13 protein-coding genes, 1 tRNA gene and 1 pseudogene are annotated in these 14,223 nt (G+C 62.0%); 4 read left to right on the top strand and 11 right to left on the bottom strand.

Going from position 1 to position 14,223, the window contains the following annotated elements; all coding sequences use genetic code 11:
* Positions 1-195: 195 nt before the first annotated feature.
* Together Q0743_RS25525 and obgE are read right to left on the bottom strand one after the other, a co-directional pair.
* A complete protein-coding gene (locus Q0743_RS25525) occupies positions 196-1,830 on the bottom strand; it encodes an alkaline phosphatase family protein (RefSeq protein WP_298244245.1) in 1,635 nt (544 codons plus the stop codon).
* Positions 1,831-1,933: 103 nt separating this feature from the next.
* Complete coding sequence (gene obgE, locus Q0743_RS25520; RefSeq protein ID WP_298244244.1) at positions 1,934-2,974, bottom strand: GTPase ObgE; 1,041 nt, start codon at positions 2,972-2,974, stop codon at positions 1,934-1,936.
* A gap of 157 nt (positions 2,975-3,131) precedes the next feature.
* On the opposite strand from obgE, the gene Q0743_RS25515 reads away from it, so the two are divergent.
* Complete coding sequence (locus Q0743_RS25515; protein WP_298244243.1) at positions 3,132-4,106, top strand: ABC transporter substrate-binding protein; 975 nt, start codon at positions 3,132-3,134, stop codon at positions 4,104-4,106.
* A 3-nt stretch (positions 4,107-4,109) separates the two neighbouring features.
* On the opposite strand, the gene Q0743_RS25510 is transcribed toward Q0743_RS25515, so the two are convergent.
* Positions 4,110-4,589: a MaoC family dehydratase gene (locus tag Q0743_RS25510; protein ID WP_298244242.1), complete on the bottom strand. Its 480-nt coding sequence runs from the start codon at positions 4,587-4,589 to the stop codon at positions 4,110-4,112.
* A 263-nt stretch (positions 4,590-4,852) separates the two neighbouring features.
* Here Q0743_RS25510 and Q0743_RS25505 point away from each other — a divergent pair, with 263 nt between their 5' ends.
* Positions 4,853-5,767 carry a DMT family transporter gene (locus tag Q0743_RS25505; protein ID WP_298244241.1) on the top strand — a complete coding sequence of 305 codons (915 nt, stop codon included), beginning with the start codon at positions 4,853-4,855 and terminating at the stop codon, positions 5,765-5,767.
* A gap of 199 nt (positions 5,768-5,966) precedes the next feature.
* On the opposite strand, the gene Q0743_RS25500 is transcribed toward Q0743_RS25505, so the two are convergent.
* The 3 genes from Q0743_RS25500 to rplU all read right to left on the bottom strand — a co-directional run bounded on the left by Q0743_RS25500 (position 5,967) and on the right by rplU (position 7,463).
* A complete protein-coding gene (locus Q0743_RS25500) occupies positions 5,967-6,560 on the bottom strand; it encodes a GNAT family N-acetyltransferase (RefSeq protein ID WP_298244240.1) in 594 nt (197 codons plus the stop codon).
* A gap of 155 nt (positions 6,561-6,715) precedes the next feature.
* Complete coding sequence (gene rpmA, locus Q0743_RS25495) at positions 6,716-6,985, bottom strand: 50S ribosomal protein L27 (RefSeq protein WP_011083253.1); 270 nt, start codon at positions 6,983-6,985, stop codon at positions 6,716-6,718.
* Between the two features lie 103 nt (positions 6,986-7,088).
* A complete protein-coding gene (rplU, locus tag Q0743_RS25490; protein WP_298244239.1) occupies positions 7,089-7,463 on the bottom strand; it encodes a 50S ribosomal protein L21 in 375 nt (124 codons plus the stop codon).
* 332 nt (positions 7,464-7,795) lie between these two features.
* Between rplU and Q0743_RS25485 the strand changes: the two genes are divergently transcribed.
* Positions 7,796-8,956 (top strand): ROK family protein, encoded by a 1,161-nt coding sequence (locus Q0743_RS25485; RefSeq protein WP_298244238.1) that lies wholly within the window; start codon positions 7,796-7,798, stop codon positions 8,954-8,956.
* Positions 8,957-9,359: 403 nt separating this feature from the next.
* On the opposite strand, the gene Q0743_RS25480 is transcribed toward Q0743_RS25485, so the two are convergent.
* Entirely contained in the window at positions 9,360-10,223 is an 864-nt protein-coding gene (locus tag Q0743_RS25480) for an alpha/beta hydrolase (RefSeq protein ID WP_298244237.1), read from the bottom strand.
* Between the two features lie 312 nt (positions 10,224-10,535).
* Here Q0743_RS25480 and Q0743_RS25475 point away from each other — a divergent pair.
* Positions 10,536-10,625 (top strand) — tRNA-Ser (locus Q0743_RS25475).
* Between the two features lie 218 nt (positions 10,626-10,843).
* Here the strand turns inward: Q0743_RS25475 and Q0743_RS25470 are convergent.
* The 4 genes and pseudogenes from Q0743_RS25470 to Q0743_RS25455 all read right to left on the bottom strand — a co-directional run.
* Positions 10,844-12,076: a type II restriction endonuclease gene (locus Q0743_RS25470; RefSeq protein WP_298244236.1), complete on the bottom strand. Its 1,233-nt coding sequence runs from the start codon at positions 12,074-12,076 to the stop codon at positions 10,844-10,846.
* Positions 12,073-12,495: a very short patch repair endonuclease gene (locus Q0743_RS25465; protein ID WP_298244340.1), complete on the bottom strand. Its 423-nt coding sequence runs from the start codon at positions 12,493-12,495 to the stop codon at positions 12,073-12,075. Before Q0743_RS25465 ends, Q0743_RS25470 begins: the two co-directional genes overlap by 4 nt.
* Positions 12,496-12,526: 31 nt before the next feature.
* The gene (dcm, locus tag Q0743_RS25460; RefSeq protein ID WP_298244235.1) at positions 12,527-13,789 is read right to left on the bottom strand and encodes a DNA (cytosine-5-)-methyltransferase; all 1,263 of its coding nucleotides are present in this window, start codon (positions 13,787-13,789) and stop codon (positions 12,527-12,529) included.
* A gap of 103 nt (positions 13,790-13,892) precedes the next feature.
* Positions 13,893-14,026, bottom strand: a pseudogene (locus Q0743_RS25455) (FAD-dependent oxidoreductase); the annotation flags it as partial.
* Positions 14,027-14,223 lie beyond the last annotated feature (197 nt).

The raw sequence follows: 14,223 nt of genomic DNA, 5'->3' as shown, positions 1-14,223 counted from the left end.
CGATGCAAGCGCAACTATCCCAACGTCATCCCGGACAAGCGCAGCGAAGCGGAGCGCTGATCCGGGATCCATAGCCACAGGATTGAGTTTGGCGAAGACTCGGAGTTGCCGGCCCGCCCCACAATTACGGCCTGGGAGTATGGGTCCCGGATCGGCGCGCGCTTGATGGCGCGCTTGTCCGGGACGACGAAGAACTCACATCTTCGCGCGCTGCGCGATGCCGTCCTTGATCGCGGCGAGCTCGTTCTCGTCCCAGATGCCGATCAGGACGCCGTTCTTCACCTGCAGCTGGTTGTCGGCATAGGCCGCGATCTTCTCGCGCGTCGTGGTGATGTGGTCGTTCGGATGCAGCGCCCACTCGAACAGCTCGGCCTGGAGCCGCGCGATGATGCCGGCGCAATCAGGATCGTCGCCGCGATCCAGATATTCCTCCGGGTCGGTTTCGAGATCGTACAGCATCGGGCGGAAGCCGGAGGCGTGGATGTATTTCCAGCGGCCGTCGAACACCATGAACAGGCGGCAGCGCTCGATCGGCTGGTTCAGCTTCAGCCGCACGTCCTGCATGGCATAGTCGTACTCGGAGAACGCCACCTTGCGCCAATCCGATGGCGTCGGGCCGCGCAGCAGCGGCAGCAGCGAGCGTCCTTCGAGGATGTGGCCGGGCACCTTGCCGCCGAAATAATCGACGAAGGTCGGGGCGAGATCGATGCCCTCCACCAGTGCGTCGCTGCGCGTGCCGCGCGTGGCGTCGGCTTCGCTGGAGGGATCGATGATGATCAGCGGGATCTTGGCCGACTGCTCGTGGAACAGGTCCTTCTCGCCCATCCAGTGATCGCCGAGATAATCGCCGTGATCGGAGGTGAACACGATCATGGTGGTGTCCAGCAAACCGCGCTCACCTAAGAACTTCATCAGCACGCCCATCTGGTCGTCGATCTGGGTGATCAGGCCCATATAGGTCGGGATCACCTTCTCGCGGGCCTCGTCGCGCGCCATGTTGCGGGAGTAGCGCATGTCCATATAGGCGCCGAACACCGGATGTGGATTCTGCCGTTCGCGCATCGAGCGGATCGCCGGGATCATGTCCCCGGTCGAGTACATGCTGGCATAGGGCTCGGGCGCGATGTAGGGCCAGTGCGGCTTGATGTAGGACAGATGCAGGCACCACGGCCGCCCGTCGGTCTCGGCCTCGCTGATGAAGTCCATCGCACGCCGCGTCATGTAGGGCGTCTCGGAATGCTCGTCCGGCACGCGCGCGGCCTTGTCGGCGTGCACCAGCAGCCAGCCGTTCTGCAGCGAACCATCCTCGGCTGCGCCGGAATTGGCCCAGTGCTCCCAGGGATTGGTGGCCTCGAAACCCTGGCTGCGCAGATAGTCGTCGTATTTCGGTCGCGGGCGCCCCGTGGGATGCAGGCCGTCGTCGCGCTCATAAGGCTCAAAACCGCATTCGGCGACGTGCACGCCGATGACGGATTCCGGGGGAATGCCGAGCGCCTTCATGCCTTCGAGATCGGGGGCCATGTGGGTCTTGCCGACCAGCACGTTGCGGACGCCGATCTTCTTGAGATGATCGCCGAGCGTCGGCTCGCCGACGCGCAGCGGCCAGCCGTTCCAGTGCGAGCCGTGCGAGCGCATGTAGCGGCCGGTGTAGAACGACATCCGCGAGGGGCCGCAGATCGGCGACTGCACATAGGCCTTGCTGAACAGCACGCCGCGCTTCGCCATGGCGTCGATGTTCGGGGTCTTCAGCGTGGGATGGCCGGTGCAGCCGAGATAATCATAGCGAAGCTGGTCGCACATGATCCAGAGAACGTTCTTCGCGCGCGCCATGAATTATCCCTGCCGTTTCTTGATTGTTCGATGCTGCGCTATCGCGCTGGCGAAGACAAGCCAGTGATGCGCATGCCCGCAGGGACGACAGCGGGGACGACCACTACGCCGACCACGGCTCCGCTTCGGCCGCGCTCTTCGCCTTGGCGGAGACCGGGGCCTCGCCGATCACCTCGACGAGCGCGCGCAAGGCTTCCTTCACGCCCTGGCCGGTCACGCCGGACAGCAGCAGCGGTGTCTTCTTGGCGGCGCGCTTCAGCCGGTCCTTCTGCTTCTTGAGCTCGTCCGGCTCGACCGCGTCGATCTTGTTCAGCGCGACGATCTCGATCTTGTCGGTCAAGAGCCCGCCATAGGCATCGAGCTCCTTGCGCACGGTCTTGTAGGCCTTGCCGGCATGCTCGCAGGTGGCGTCGATCAGGTGCAGCAGCACGCGGCAGCGCTCGACATGGCCGAGGAAGCGGTCGCCGAGGCCGGTGCCTTCATGCGCGCCTTCGATCAGGCCGGGAATGTCCGCCAGCACGAACTCGCGGCCGTCGGCGTTCACGACGCCGAGCTGCGGATGCAGCGTGGTGAAGGGATAGTCGGCGATCTTCGGCCGTGCCGCGCTGACCTTGGACAGGAAGGTCGACTTGCCGGCATTGGGCATGCCGACGAGACCGGCGTCCGCAATCAGCTTCAGCCGCAGCCAGATCCAGCGCTCTTCGCCCACCTGGCCGGGATTGGCGTTGCGCGGGGCGCGGTTGGTCGAGGATTTGAAATGCGCGTTGCCGAAGCCGCCATTGCCGCCCTCGGCCAGCACGAACTTCTCGCCGACTTTGGTGAAGTCGTGGATCAGCGTCTCGCGGTCCTCGTCGAAGATCTGCGTGCCCATGGGCACTTTCAGCACGATGTTCTTGCCGTTGGCGCCGTGGCGGTCCGAGCCCATGCCGTTCTCGCCCTTCTGGGCCTTGAAGTGCTGCTGGTAGCGGTAGTCGATCAGCGTGTTCAGCCCGTCGGCGACCTCGATGATGACATTGCCGCCGCGGCCGCCATTGCCGCCGGAGGGACCGCCGAATTCGATGAACTTCTCGCGGCGGAACGCCACGCAGCCGTTTCCGCCGTCACCGGAGCGGATATAGACCTTTGCTTCGTCGAGGAATTTCATGGGCCATAGGTAGGCCAGCCGGCCCCCTCCGGCAACCCGGATAGACCCGCAAATCGGCCGAATTTCTCGCGATTTCGCCCCTTGCTTAACCCTTCGGGGCGGCTCCCGCATCGCCGGGATGTGGTATAGCGGCCCGGAACGGGGCGGAGCGTTGCGGATGCGGCGGCGGGAGTTCATCGGGGGCGCGATTGCGGTCGCAGCGCTGTCGCGGGCGCGTGCGCAACCGGCAATGCCGGTCATCGGCTTCCTGCACGCCGGCTCCGCGGAGGAGAACGTCAAGCGGCTCGCGGCGTTTCGCAAGGGGCTCGCGAGTGGCGGCTTCACCGAAGGGCAGAACGTTGCGATCGAATATCGCTGGGCCTCGGGCCGGAACGAGGAGCTCGCCCCGCTCGCGGCCGATCTGGTCCGCCGCAACGTCGCGCTGATCGCGACGCCCGGAACCACGGCGGCGGCCATGGCGGCCCGGAAAGCCACGGCGACGATCCCGATCGTGTTCTCGTCCGGCACCGATCCGGTTGCGCTCGGTCTCGTCGAGAGCCTCAACCGTCCCGGCGGCAATGCCACCGGCATCACCTCGCTCAATGCGGAGCTGTCGGCCAAGCGGCTCGGCATCTTTCGCGAGCTCGTGCCCGGGGTGTCGCGCTATTTCGCCCTGGTGAAGCCGGGCTCGGCGTTGGCTGCGCCTTTTGTTTCCGATCTGGCGCGGGCCGCGGCGCCGCTCGGCATTCGCGTCGAGGTGCTCAATGCCGCGACCGAGGGTGAGATCGACAGCGCCTTCGCGCAGCTGCTGTCGACGCCGGGCGCGGGCCTGGTGTTCGGCCCGGAAGCCTTCTTCTACGTCCATCGCACGCGCATTGCGGCGTTGGCGCTGCGTCACAAGGTGCCGACCATTTTCGACGTCCGCGATTATGTCGAGGCCGGCGGGCTGGCGAGCTACGGCTCGGACTATTTCAACGTGATGGAGCTGGCCGGCGAATACACGGCACGGGTGCTCAAGGGCGCAAGGCCGGCCGAACTGCCGGTGCAGCAGGCCACCAAGTTCGAGCTCGTTCTCAACGGCAAGACCGCCTCGGTGCTGGGTCTTGCAATCTCGCCGACCTTGCTGGCGACCGCCGATGACGTGATCGAATAATCCTCACGCCGGCCGCCGCCGGATCAGGAATTTCTGCATGCCCTCCAGCACCAGCTCCTTGCGCTGGTTGAACACGCTGCTGCGCAGCGTCACTGCGCCTGTCGTTCGTCCCGGCACCAGCTCGGTGACCTCGAGCGCGGGGTAGATGGTGTCGTCGGCGTAAACAGGCTTGAGGAACCGGCTCGATTGCTCGAGGAAGCCGACCAGGGAGTCCTCGACCATGAATGGAAACAGGCCGGCGCCGGGCGCGGTGTGGATCAGGGTCTGGAAGCCGTGGGCGAGCAGGTGCGGCATGCCGCGGCTGCGGCAATATTCCACGTCATAGTGCACGGGATGGGTGTCGCCGCTCGCGGTCTGGAACGCGGCGAAGATCGCCGAGGTCTGGGTCCGGCTCGGCAGCACGAAACGCTCGCCGACCACGAAATCCTCAAACCAGCGTTGCGTCGGGATCATGCGATGCTGGTTCGGATCGAAGTCGGTCATGGCGATGCTCTTTCATTCGGGAGGCGCCTATCGCTACCGCGATGCGAAGAGTGCGACAATCCGTTCAATTCGGCGTTGCGGGCTTGTCGCGGCGGCTCACGTCATTAAAACGACTGCTGGCAACTCTACCAGCCGATTCCTGACGCTCTCTCCGTTCGTCATTGCGAGGAGCGAAACGACGAAGCAATCCAGACTATTCCCGCAGAGACAGTCTGGATTGCTTCGCTTCGCTCGCAATGACGACTCCACATAGTCTCGTCTCAATGCCCCTGTTCAAGAACCTCTCCGCCTATGACGATCGCTCCGCGCGCCTCGCCGGCATCGGGCTGATGGTGCTGTCGATCTTCATGTTCTCGTTCGGCGACGCCATGGGCAAGTTCCTGGTCGGCACCTATTCGGTCGGGCAGCTGCTGTTCCTGCGCGCCTGCGCCGCGCTGCTGTTGCTGTCGCCGCTGATCTGGAAGCAGCGCCACCAGTTCCTGCAGCTGGAGCGCCCACGCCTGCAGCTGTTTCGCGTCGTGCTGTCGACGCTGGAAGTTGCGGCGTTCTTCCTCGCCACGGTCTATCTGCCGCTCGCCGACGTCATCACCTATTATCTCGCCGGCCCGATCTTCGTCACCGCGATGTCGGCGATCTTTCTGGGCGAGAAGGTCGGCTGGCGGCGCTGGACCGCGATCCTGATCGGCTTCTGCGGCGTCCTGATCGCGTTGCGGCCGTCGGCGCAGACCGTCAGCCTGCCGGCGCTGATCGCGCTCGGCGGCAGTCTGTCCTTCGCGACCCTGATGCTGATCACACGCAGCCTGCGCAAGACGCCCGACATCGTGATGGCGTCCTCGCAATTCGTCGGCACGTTCTCGCTGGGCGCGGTGCTCTCGGCCTTCAACTGGGTGCCGCCGACCCCGGGCAGCCTCGTGATCTTCGCGACCGCCGGGCTGATCTCGGTGACGGCGCTGTTCTGCGTCAACCGCTCGCTGAAACTGGCGCCGGCCAGCGTCGTGGTGCCGTATCAGTATTCGATGATCGTCTGGGCGGTGATCTTCGGCTTCTTCGTGTTTGGTGATGTGCCGTCGGTCGCGACCATCGTCGGCGCCGCGATCATCATCGGCGCCGGGTTCTACATCTATCTGCGCGAGCGCGATCTGGGGCGTCCGAGTGAGGACGTGAATCCGCCGGCGTAGCTCCCACCCTCCCCTGGAGGGGGAGGGTCGCTGCGCATGTAGCGAAGCGGAATGCGGAGCGGGGTGGGGTGACGGTCTCTCCACATCCAACAGTGCCCGAGTGGAGAGATCACCCCACCCCGCTCGCGCTGCGCGCGATCGACCACGGGCGAGCTTCGCTCGTCCCGGACCCCTCCAGGGGAGGGTAAGTGTCCGCCGCCTACCTCACCCTTCTCGCGCTGCTCCAGCTCTTCAGCGAGGCCCACACGCCGCGCGACAGGCGGAAGCAGTCGACCGGGGTCGACGATCCCAGCGCGAGGAAGCGATGCAGCTGCACGCCGCTCCACTGGAAGCCGCACTTCTCCAGCACCTTGCGCGAGGCTGGGTTGGTGACGCGCGCGCCGGCATGGAGGTGCTCGTCCTCGAACTCCTCGAAGAAGAAGTCGATCGCACCGCGCGCGGCCTCGGTGGCAAAGCCCTGGCCCCAATGCTCGACGCCGAGCCAGTAGCCGAGCTCGGCATTGCCAGGCGTGGAGCAGTCGATGCCGACCATGCCGACCGGCCCGCTATCGTGCTCGATCAGGAACACGGTTTCGCTGCCGAGCGCGGCGGTGGCACGGATGAATTCGACGGCGTCGTCCTGCGAATAGGGATGCGGCAGGCGGCGGGTGTTTTCCGCGACGCGGCGGTCGTTGGCGAGCCGGGCGATGGTCCTGACGTCGGCCAGCGTCGGCCGCCGCAATGTCAGCCGTTCGGTGGCGACGACGCTGGGTCTCGCCTCCGCCAGGGTCACGCTCGAGAAATCCTGCAACATGTCCGGCTCCGTGAGAAAGTCACTAAGTCAAAGTGAGCAAGTCAAAAGAAAAGGGGAGGCCGGTTTCCCGCCTCCCCTTGGAGCCTTCGATCTCTTGAGATCTCTGGGACTCCGCCGGTTCAGTGGGACCGGCGGACTCCAATTTGATCCACCGTCTATTCAGCAGCCTCTGCGATCGGGAGGACCGATACGAAAGTGCGGCCGTTGGCTTTGGCCTGGAACGTGACGCGACCCTCGATCTTGGCGAACAGAGTGTGGTCCGTGCCCATGCCGACATTAAGGCCGGGATGCCAGGTGGTGCCGCGCTGACGCGCAATGATGTTGCCGGGAATCACAACTTCCCCGCCGAACGCCTTGATGCCGAGGCGCTTACCCTTGGAATCGCGACCGTTGCGCGATGAACCGCCTGCTTTTTTGTGAGCCATGGCTCGTCTCCGAAAACCTAAGTCGTTCTAGATCAATTCCTTGACGGAATCATTTCAAAATCTCTCACGCATCAATTCGTGAATTGGCGTGATCAATTCTGGCTTATTCAGCGGCCTCTTTCGCCACCTTCTCCTTCTTCGGACGCGGGCCCTTGGTGGGCTTGGCGCCGTCCGCCAGGATCTCGGAGATGCGGAGCACCGTGATCTCGTCGCGATAGCCGCGCTTGCGGCGCGAATTCTTGCGGCGGCGCTTCTTGAACGCGATGACCTTGGGGCCACGCTTGTGGTCGAGCACCTCGACCGCAACGGAGGCGCCGGCCACCGTGGGAACGCCGAGCACCGGCGTGTCGCCGCCGAGCACCAGCACGTCATTCAACTGCACGATCGAGCCGACTTCGCCTTCGATCTTGCCAACTTCGAGAACATCATCCGGCACGACGCGGTATTGCTTGCCGCCGGTTTTGATGACTGCGAACATCGTTTTTTTCTCCGTGTTCAATCCCGGCCTCGCGACTGTTACGTCCGGGCCGGCTTTTTGTCAGTCGCTATGGGTTTATGTGGTTTTGTGCGGGCGGGAGTTATCCCATTGAAAACCCACGCAAAAACAAGCGGCGCGAGAAACGCCCCGCGCCGGCTGTGGGACTTATAGCCGCCGCCTGCGCCAAGTCAAGGAAAACCGCCGAAAACAGCCCGGATTTGAAGGATTTGGCTCGCCTCGAGGCCTTAGGCCGAATCTCGGGCCGCCTTGCAACAAACCGGTTCCCTCGCAGTTAGTCCGCCGGAACACGTCAAGCGGGCAAGGGCTCATCAATGGCAACGGACGAACTGGTCAAGACGACGGGCATCGCCCATCACGGCGCGGAGCGGCTGCCGTCGGTGGACGTCGACAGCTTCAATATCGAGATCAAGGACGAGGACGGCTTTCTCGGCGACCGCGCCAGCAAGGGCGCGTTCCGCGAGATTCTCGACCGCTGGCGCAAGCCGCTGCGCAAGACGGGGGAGGATCCGTTCGGCAAGGAGCCGTCCGAGAACATCAGCAAGAAGACGCTGGATGACATTCTCGTTGGCGACGACGTCGAGGCCTCCGCGGTGGTGCACAGCGCGATCGAGGACTTTGCCCAGGAGCTCGCCTATGTCACCCGGCGCTTCCTGAAGACAAAAGCCTGGGCCAAGACCGAGCGCATCGTGGTCGGCGGCGGCTTTCGCGATTCCCGGCTCGGCGAGCTCGCGATCGCGCGCACCGAGATCATCCTGAAATCCGAGGATTTCAAGATCGACCTGCAGCCGATCCGCCATCACCCTGATGAAGCCGGCCTGATCGGCGCGCTGCATCTGGCGCCGTCCTGGATCTTCGAGGCCCATGACAGCATCCTCGCCGTCGACATCGGCGGCACCAACATCCGCTGCGGCCTCGTGGAAACCAGCTGGAAAAAGGCGAAGGACCTGTCGAAGGCCAAGGTCGTCAAATCCGAGCTGTGGCGTCATGCCGACGACGAGCCGACGCGCGAAGGCGCGGTGAAGCGGCTCACCAAGATGCTGAAGGGGCTGATCACCGAGGCCGAGAAGGAAGGCTACAAGCTCGCCCCCTTCATCGGCATCGCCTGTCCCGGCGTCATCAACGCCGACGGCTCGATCGAGAAGGGCGCGCAGAACCTGCCGGGCAATTGGGAGAGCAGCAAGTTCAACCTGCCGGCGAGCCTGATCGAGGGCATCCCCGTCATCGGCGAGCACGACACCGCGATCCTGATGCACAATGACGGCGTGGTGCAGGGCCTCTCGGAGGTGCCGTTCATGCAGGACGTCGACCGCTGGGGCGTGCTCACCATCGGCACCGGCCTCGGCAATGCCCGCTTCACCAACCGCCGCAAGGAAACCGGCAAGGAGAACGGGAAGAACCGGGACACTACGGAGAACGGCAAGAAAAAGGGCAAGGAAAACAACAAGGATAGCGCCAAAAGCGACAAGGAGTAACCTTGACTGGTTAGGTTAAGGACCGGATTGCGTTGCAGCGCCGGGGCTGCACGCTAGGGTCGAATTGTCGCCTCACCTGGCCGGCGAAGCCGCCCTTCCCAGCCAGATTTTCAATGAGCGGCACCGGGACCGCCAGTGTTTACCGCGTCTGGCGGTCCCACCCCGTTTTTCCGAACATGATGGAATGAGCCAGGCTCGCGCCTCAATGAAGGTGCACTCCCTCTCCCGCTTGCGGGGGAGGGCCGGGGTGGGGGGTGTCTCCGCGTTGGGATTGCCCGATTGTATCCCGGTGCGGTGAGAGCCCTCACCCGCCGCGTTCTTCGAACGCGTCGGCCTCTCCCGCAAGCGGGAGTGGCGGAGCAAGCCGACGAAGCGACTTCATCCCGCTCCAGCTCCCGCGAACTCAGCTCCACCCCACCCGCGAGAAGAACCCCGCGATCTCCGCCGCCGCGCCATCCGGATCCTCCCGATGCGGGAAGTGTCCGACATCAGGAAGCATCTTCAGATCGAGCGCGCTGAAGGTCTCGGACAACCGATCCGTCCACGCATAGGGAAACAGCGGATCGTGCTCCGCCCAGCGCACGCAGGTCGGCACCGCGATCGGCGGCAGAACTGGCGCTTCGCCCTTCATCATCGCAACGCGCCCGGCATGCGAGGCGCGGTAATGCGCAAAGCCGCCGGCGAGGTTGCCGTCATCGAAGAAAGTGTCGGTGAAGGCCTCGAGCACGTCGTCGAAGGCGTCCTTCCGGTGCGCCCAGCCCTTGAGGAAATGGCTGATATAGAGCCTGCAACTCTCCCTGTTGGCGCCGACCAGCGCCGGCGCCATCTCCATCTGGTGGAAGGATTGATACCAGATGTGGTTGAGCCGATCGGGCGCGGCCATGCGCGGCCCGATCCCGGGATAGACGAAGTCGAAGAAGAACAGCCCCGACAGCCGCGACGCCGCCTGCCGCGCCAGCGGCTGCATCACGGCGCCGCCGACATCGTGGCCGACCACGCCGAATCGGTCGACACGGAGCGCGTCCATCAGCGCCAGCATGTCGCTCGCATGGCCGTCCGGCCCGTAGGGCCCGTCGGGCTTGTCGCTGTCGCCGAAGCCGCGCAGATCGGGCGCGATCAGGCTGAACCGGTCGGCGAGGCGCGCCATCACCGGCTCCCAGGTCAGCCAGAATTCCGGCCAGCCGTGCAGCAAAAGCAGCGGTTTGCCGCGTCCGGCGCGAACCACGTGGAATTCGGCGCCATTGGCGGAGATCGTCAGGTGCTCCATGGCAGGTCCTTCCATCCGGCAAGTGCTCTGAGCATGATCAGATCAGGGTTTCAGTCGCCGCGACAAGGCAGGTGCGTTCCCTCCCCCGCGCTTGTCTCGCCGAAGCCCGCCTTCGGGCGAAGGCGGATGTGGGGGAGGGTTAGGGAGAGGGGTAGCCCGGAAAAAGGTGCCGATTGTCTCCGACGCGGCGAGAACAGCCCAAACCCGGCAAACAACCCTCCGATTTTCCCCTTTCGCGCCTTGTCTGGCCCGCGATCCTCGCCTATTAACGCCCCCAACCACAGGGGCCCTGCTCCTACCATGGCGCCTTCAGGAGAGGTGGCAGAGTGGTTGAATGCACCGCACTCGAAATGCGGCATAGGTGCAAGCCTATCGGGGGTTCGAATCCCTCCCTCTCCGCCAGTTAGCTGATTACTTTGCAAAATTTCGTGTATTTGCCTGCAACACTTTAGGGCCCGCTTGGGCTTTGAGAGACGTGAGGGCGTCGTGCAGTGACGTCCGTCCGGACTGCGCCAGCGTCGGGGTTAGGAACTTCGCCCTTGGTCCAGAGCGGCCATAATCGCTTCCTGCTGGTGCTGGACAGGTGTCTTCAGCCCGCAATGATAAACTAGGACGACGACTTAGCGTTGGGCCTTTTCCACCAGACCGACAAACTCGGATAGCGCCAGGAGATAGCTTTGCTGAGCTGGTTTGTAGGTCTCATGGAGCTTTTTGGGTAGGACAAGTTGCAATGATTTGGCGCGCATCTCTGACGTTTGATTCTCTGAGATTCCTGGCTCCAGTGTCAAAAGATGCTTCCTTTTGATCCGGTCCGCTTCAGTCAAAATCTGACGCCAGCGGTCCTTACAGGTCGACTTCGCTCCCAACATCATGAGACGATTCGCGGAAAAGGCTGATGACGCATATTCTTTTGCCCCCGGAAAGAGAAAGTCGGGCTTGTTATTATTTTCGGTCCTCACCCCTCTTTCGAATCTGAGTTTTCTCGCCGCAAAAATAGCGGCGAGATGATTTTCGAGGGCCGACCCGGCCCGTGACTTGCGTCGGTTCTGAACGCTCAAGGAAAATTTGATGAAACCCTCAACGTCGGCCTGCTTGCCTGACATAAAGCCGTTGGCCAGTCGTTCCGATACAATGTGCCGCTCCAAAGTGCGGAATAGCCTCTCCTCGAATTCGATCCATGTCGTGAGAGCATGATCGGGATCGTCTCGAACGCTCGTCTCGGGAGCATGTTTTCTCGCGAATTCGGAGAAGAGACCTGTCGCTGGAAATTTTGCGCCAAACTTTTTTAGAATCGCTTCGAGCCACTCGTCCTCGGTAATAATGGCCTCTATCTCGATCAGCTCGAGAATATAGCGGGCGGTAAAGGACAGTTCCTGGCCACGCTCACGACGCAGGTCACGCTTGTTGTCGCCGAAACGATCGCCAGTCGCGTGCAGGCCGAAGAGCCAGCAAAGTTGTTGCTCAATTGCGCTGCCAGTGGCGCAACTCATGGCCAACAATGGACCGGCTTTCGGCTTGCAGAAGAAGAGCGTGTCTCCAGCTCGTGCCTTACGAACCACTTCCTCTGCTGTGGCCGGATAATACAGCCGATATTCGGGTTCTCGATGCGGCTGGTTTTTTCGGCTGTTGTACCAAGTGCCGTCGAGTTCGAGCCTGAGCGGGGGTTCGTCATCCTCCAGACGAATGTATGTAACGTCGATCTTCTTCTTGGAATCGGGTGAGCCAAGAAACTCGCGGAAGGCATCAACGCCTTGGTACTCGTGACCACGGGAGGTCTCAGGATCAACTTCGGTCGCAGCCAAAGTCTTTGCGGCGACTCCTACGAAATATTCCGAAAGATATCCCCGCTTCATCTTCCTGGTACTCCCCGTAGCTCATACGAGGGGCGCTTTGAACGAAGCCAGCTTGAACATCGATCGAGGAGCAGGTCGACCGGAATGGCCCCGCGTCCCTTGAGGCCGCATTCCCAAATAACACAGCAGCGCCAGCCGGCGTCTTTGATCGCGACGATTGCGTTATGATCCACTTGTTGATTGCGGCTGATCTTCTTTTGCCAGAACTCTCGTCGCGTACTTGGCAATTTAAACAAATGACAAGAATGGCCGTGCCAGAAGCAACCGTGGACGAATATCACGGCGTGATGCTTGGGAAATACAAGGTCCGGCTTTCCTGGCAGGCGATTGTCGTGCAGAACATAGCGAAAGCCCCTCGCATGAAGGCCGCGCCGGATAACTAATTCTGGCTTCGTATTCTTGCCCCGAATGCCGGCCATCATCCGGCTTCGTACCTCGGGCGATACGACATCAACCATAGACGAACGCTCGATCAGGTTCCTTCACAAAGGGCAATTCCGATTGCTGCGTTGGCTTACGGTGTGATCGGTTTTCGACCGCAGCCAGAATGTGCGGCTTCATCAGCTGAGCGATTGCCGCAACGACAGGCACTACCACAGCGTTTCCGAATTGCCTGTACGCTTGGGTGTCAGAAACAGGGATCCGATAATCCGACCCGTCCACGTGACGGAAGCCCATGAGCCTTGCGCACTCGCGTGGCGTCAAGCGGCGCGGTCGGTTTCCTTGTTGGGCAATCAAGACTTCTGAACCGTCTTTGAAGTATCTGGCTGAAAGAGTGCGGGCGACATCATTCGGACCGAACAGGCTGTAGCCAAATCCATTGCCCTTCGACTCGTGCTTGTTCTTGTACTCTTTGAGATACTTCCAGAGATGCGCGGTCAATGTGTATTTGGGATCGACGTTTTCGTTGGGCTCTAGAATCGATCCAAGCTTTGGGCCTTCCTCGGGAACGACAAGTCGATCAAAGTCAAACTTACTCTCCTTTCTGAAGCCCACGATGAAAATGCGTTCGCGCTTCTGCGGAACCCATGGAGCAGAGCTAATGACGCGATGATGAATCTCGTAACCCAATTCATTTCGGAGGACGTTTACAATCGTTGCAAAAGTACGTCCCTTGTCATGCCGTTGGAGGTTTTTCACGTTTTCCAGCAAGAAGACGGAAGGCTTATGGTGGGCGATGATCTGCGCCAGATCAAAGAATAATGTGCCCTGTGTATCGCAGAGGAAACCGTGCGGACGACCCAGTGCATTCTTTTTTGAAACACCGGCAATCGAAAATGGTTGGCAAGGAAAGCCCGCAAGCAAGACGTCATGCGCGGGGATTTGCGCAGGGTCCTTTGAATATTCTCTGATGTCCCCCGCGATCGGATGGTCCTTGCCAAAATTCTCGCGGTAGGTGATCTGACTGTACTTGTCCCATTCGGACGTGAATACGCACTGCCCGCCGATCGCATCGAAGCCAATCCGCAGGCCACCAATCCCCGCGAACAAGTCGATAAACTTGAACGCCGCTGGCCGTCGGCGCTTTTCGGGTATCTTTGCCAGATACTCTTGCAGCCATTTCAGTGCGACCGGAGATGGACGAGAATCTCCGTTCTCATACCGGATGACGGTCCGCTCGGTAACGCCAAGGAGGTTGGCCGTCTCGGCCTTGGATAGCCCCGTTTTCAGTCGAAGAGCTTCGAATTCGACCGAGTGATGCGAACGGGGCATGGCTTTTCATCCTGGGACAATCAACTGACAGCTTGTCATCGATTCGTCCCAGAATGTATAGTTGTTCATGGTATGTTCCGTCAAGTTGAGCTTGGCCACCGACCTCTACCAGCACTTCCTTAGCCGCCCGCCTCCCCACCATCCTTACCTTATGCGCCGTCGTGAAGAACGTTGGCGACGTCGCTTCGCCGGCGAAGAACGGCCGCCCGTCCACCGCGGGGCCAGCACGGCGCGGTCGTCACAGCGTGCGTCAGCGCGGTTTGTCGTCGTCGATAACGGGGACGGACCCGATGCCGAGGCGCGGGTCACTCGGATCGCGCGACATTTGTCTAATTGGCAACCTGTCTAATGTCAGTGCCTATGCGTACACTGAGGATGACGTCCGAAGAATTTTCGGGCGCTCCAGAATGAACTTGGAGCGGCCCGCGGAAAAT

This window comes from uncultured Bradyrhizobium sp., assembly GCF_936943645.1.
In the GTDB taxonomy this organism is placed as follows: domain Bacteria; phylum Pseudomonadota; class Alphaproteobacteria; order Rhizobiales; family Xanthobacteraceae; genus Bradyrhizobium.
The sequence above is the reverse complement of the archived record's forward strand: the minus strand, read 5'-3'. Positions and strand labels throughout refer to the sequence as shown.

Excerpts from the sequence above, each read along its gene's own strand:
- dcm (WP_298244235.1), bottom strand. The coding sequence starts at position 13,789 with ATGCCCCGTTCGCATCACTCGGTCGAATTCGAAGCTCTTCGACTGAAA.
- Q0743_RS25485 (WP_298244238.1), top strand. The coding sequence starts at position 7,796 with ATGGCAACGGACGAACTGGTCAAGACGACGGGCATCGCCCATCACGGC.
- Q0743_RS25500 (WP_298244240.1), bottom strand. The coding sequence starts at position 6,560 with ATGTTGCAGGATTTCTCGAGCGTGACCCTGGCGGAGGCGAGACCCAGC.
- Q0743_RS25525 (WP_298244245.1), bottom strand. The coding sequence starts at position 1,830 with ATGGCGCGCGCGAAGAACGTTCTCTGGATCATGTGCGACCAGCTTCGC.
- Q0743_RS25510 (WP_298244242.1), bottom strand. The coding sequence starts at position 4,589 with ATGACCGACTTCGATCCGAACCAGCATCGCATGATCCCGACGCAACGC.
- Q0743_RS25505 (WP_298244241.1), top strand. The coding sequence starts at position 4,853 with ATGCCCCTGTTCAAGAACCTCTCCGCCTATGACGATCGCTCCGCGCGC.
- rplU (WP_298244239.1), bottom strand. The coding sequence starts at position 7,463 with ATGTTCGCAGTCATCAAAACCGGCGGCAAGCAATACCGCGTCGTGCCG.
- obgE (WP_298244244.1), bottom strand. The coding sequence starts at position 2,974 with ATGAAATTCCTCGACGAAGCAAAGGTCTATATCCGCTCCGGTGACGGC.
- Q0743_RS25515 (WP_298244243.1), top strand. The coding sequence starts at position 3,132 with ATGCGGCGGCGGGAGTTCATCGGGGGCGCGATTGCGGTCGCAGCGCTG.
- Q0743_RS25470 (WP_298244236.1), bottom strand. The coding sequence starts at position 12,076 with ATGAAGCGGGGATATCTTTCGGAATATTTCGTAGGAGTCGCCGCAAAG.
- rpmA (WP_011083253.1), bottom strand. The coding sequence starts at position 6,985 with ATGGCTCACAAAAAAGCAGGCGGTTCATCGCGCAACGGTCGCGATTCC.
- Q0743_RS25480 (WP_298244237.1), bottom strand. The coding sequence starts at position 10,223 with ATGGAGCACCTGACGATCTCCGCCAATGGCGCCGAATTCCACGTGGTT.
- Q0743_RS25465 (WP_298244340.1), bottom strand. The coding sequence starts at position 12,495 with ATGGCCGGCATTCGGGGCAAGAATACGAAGCCAGAATTAGTTATCCGG.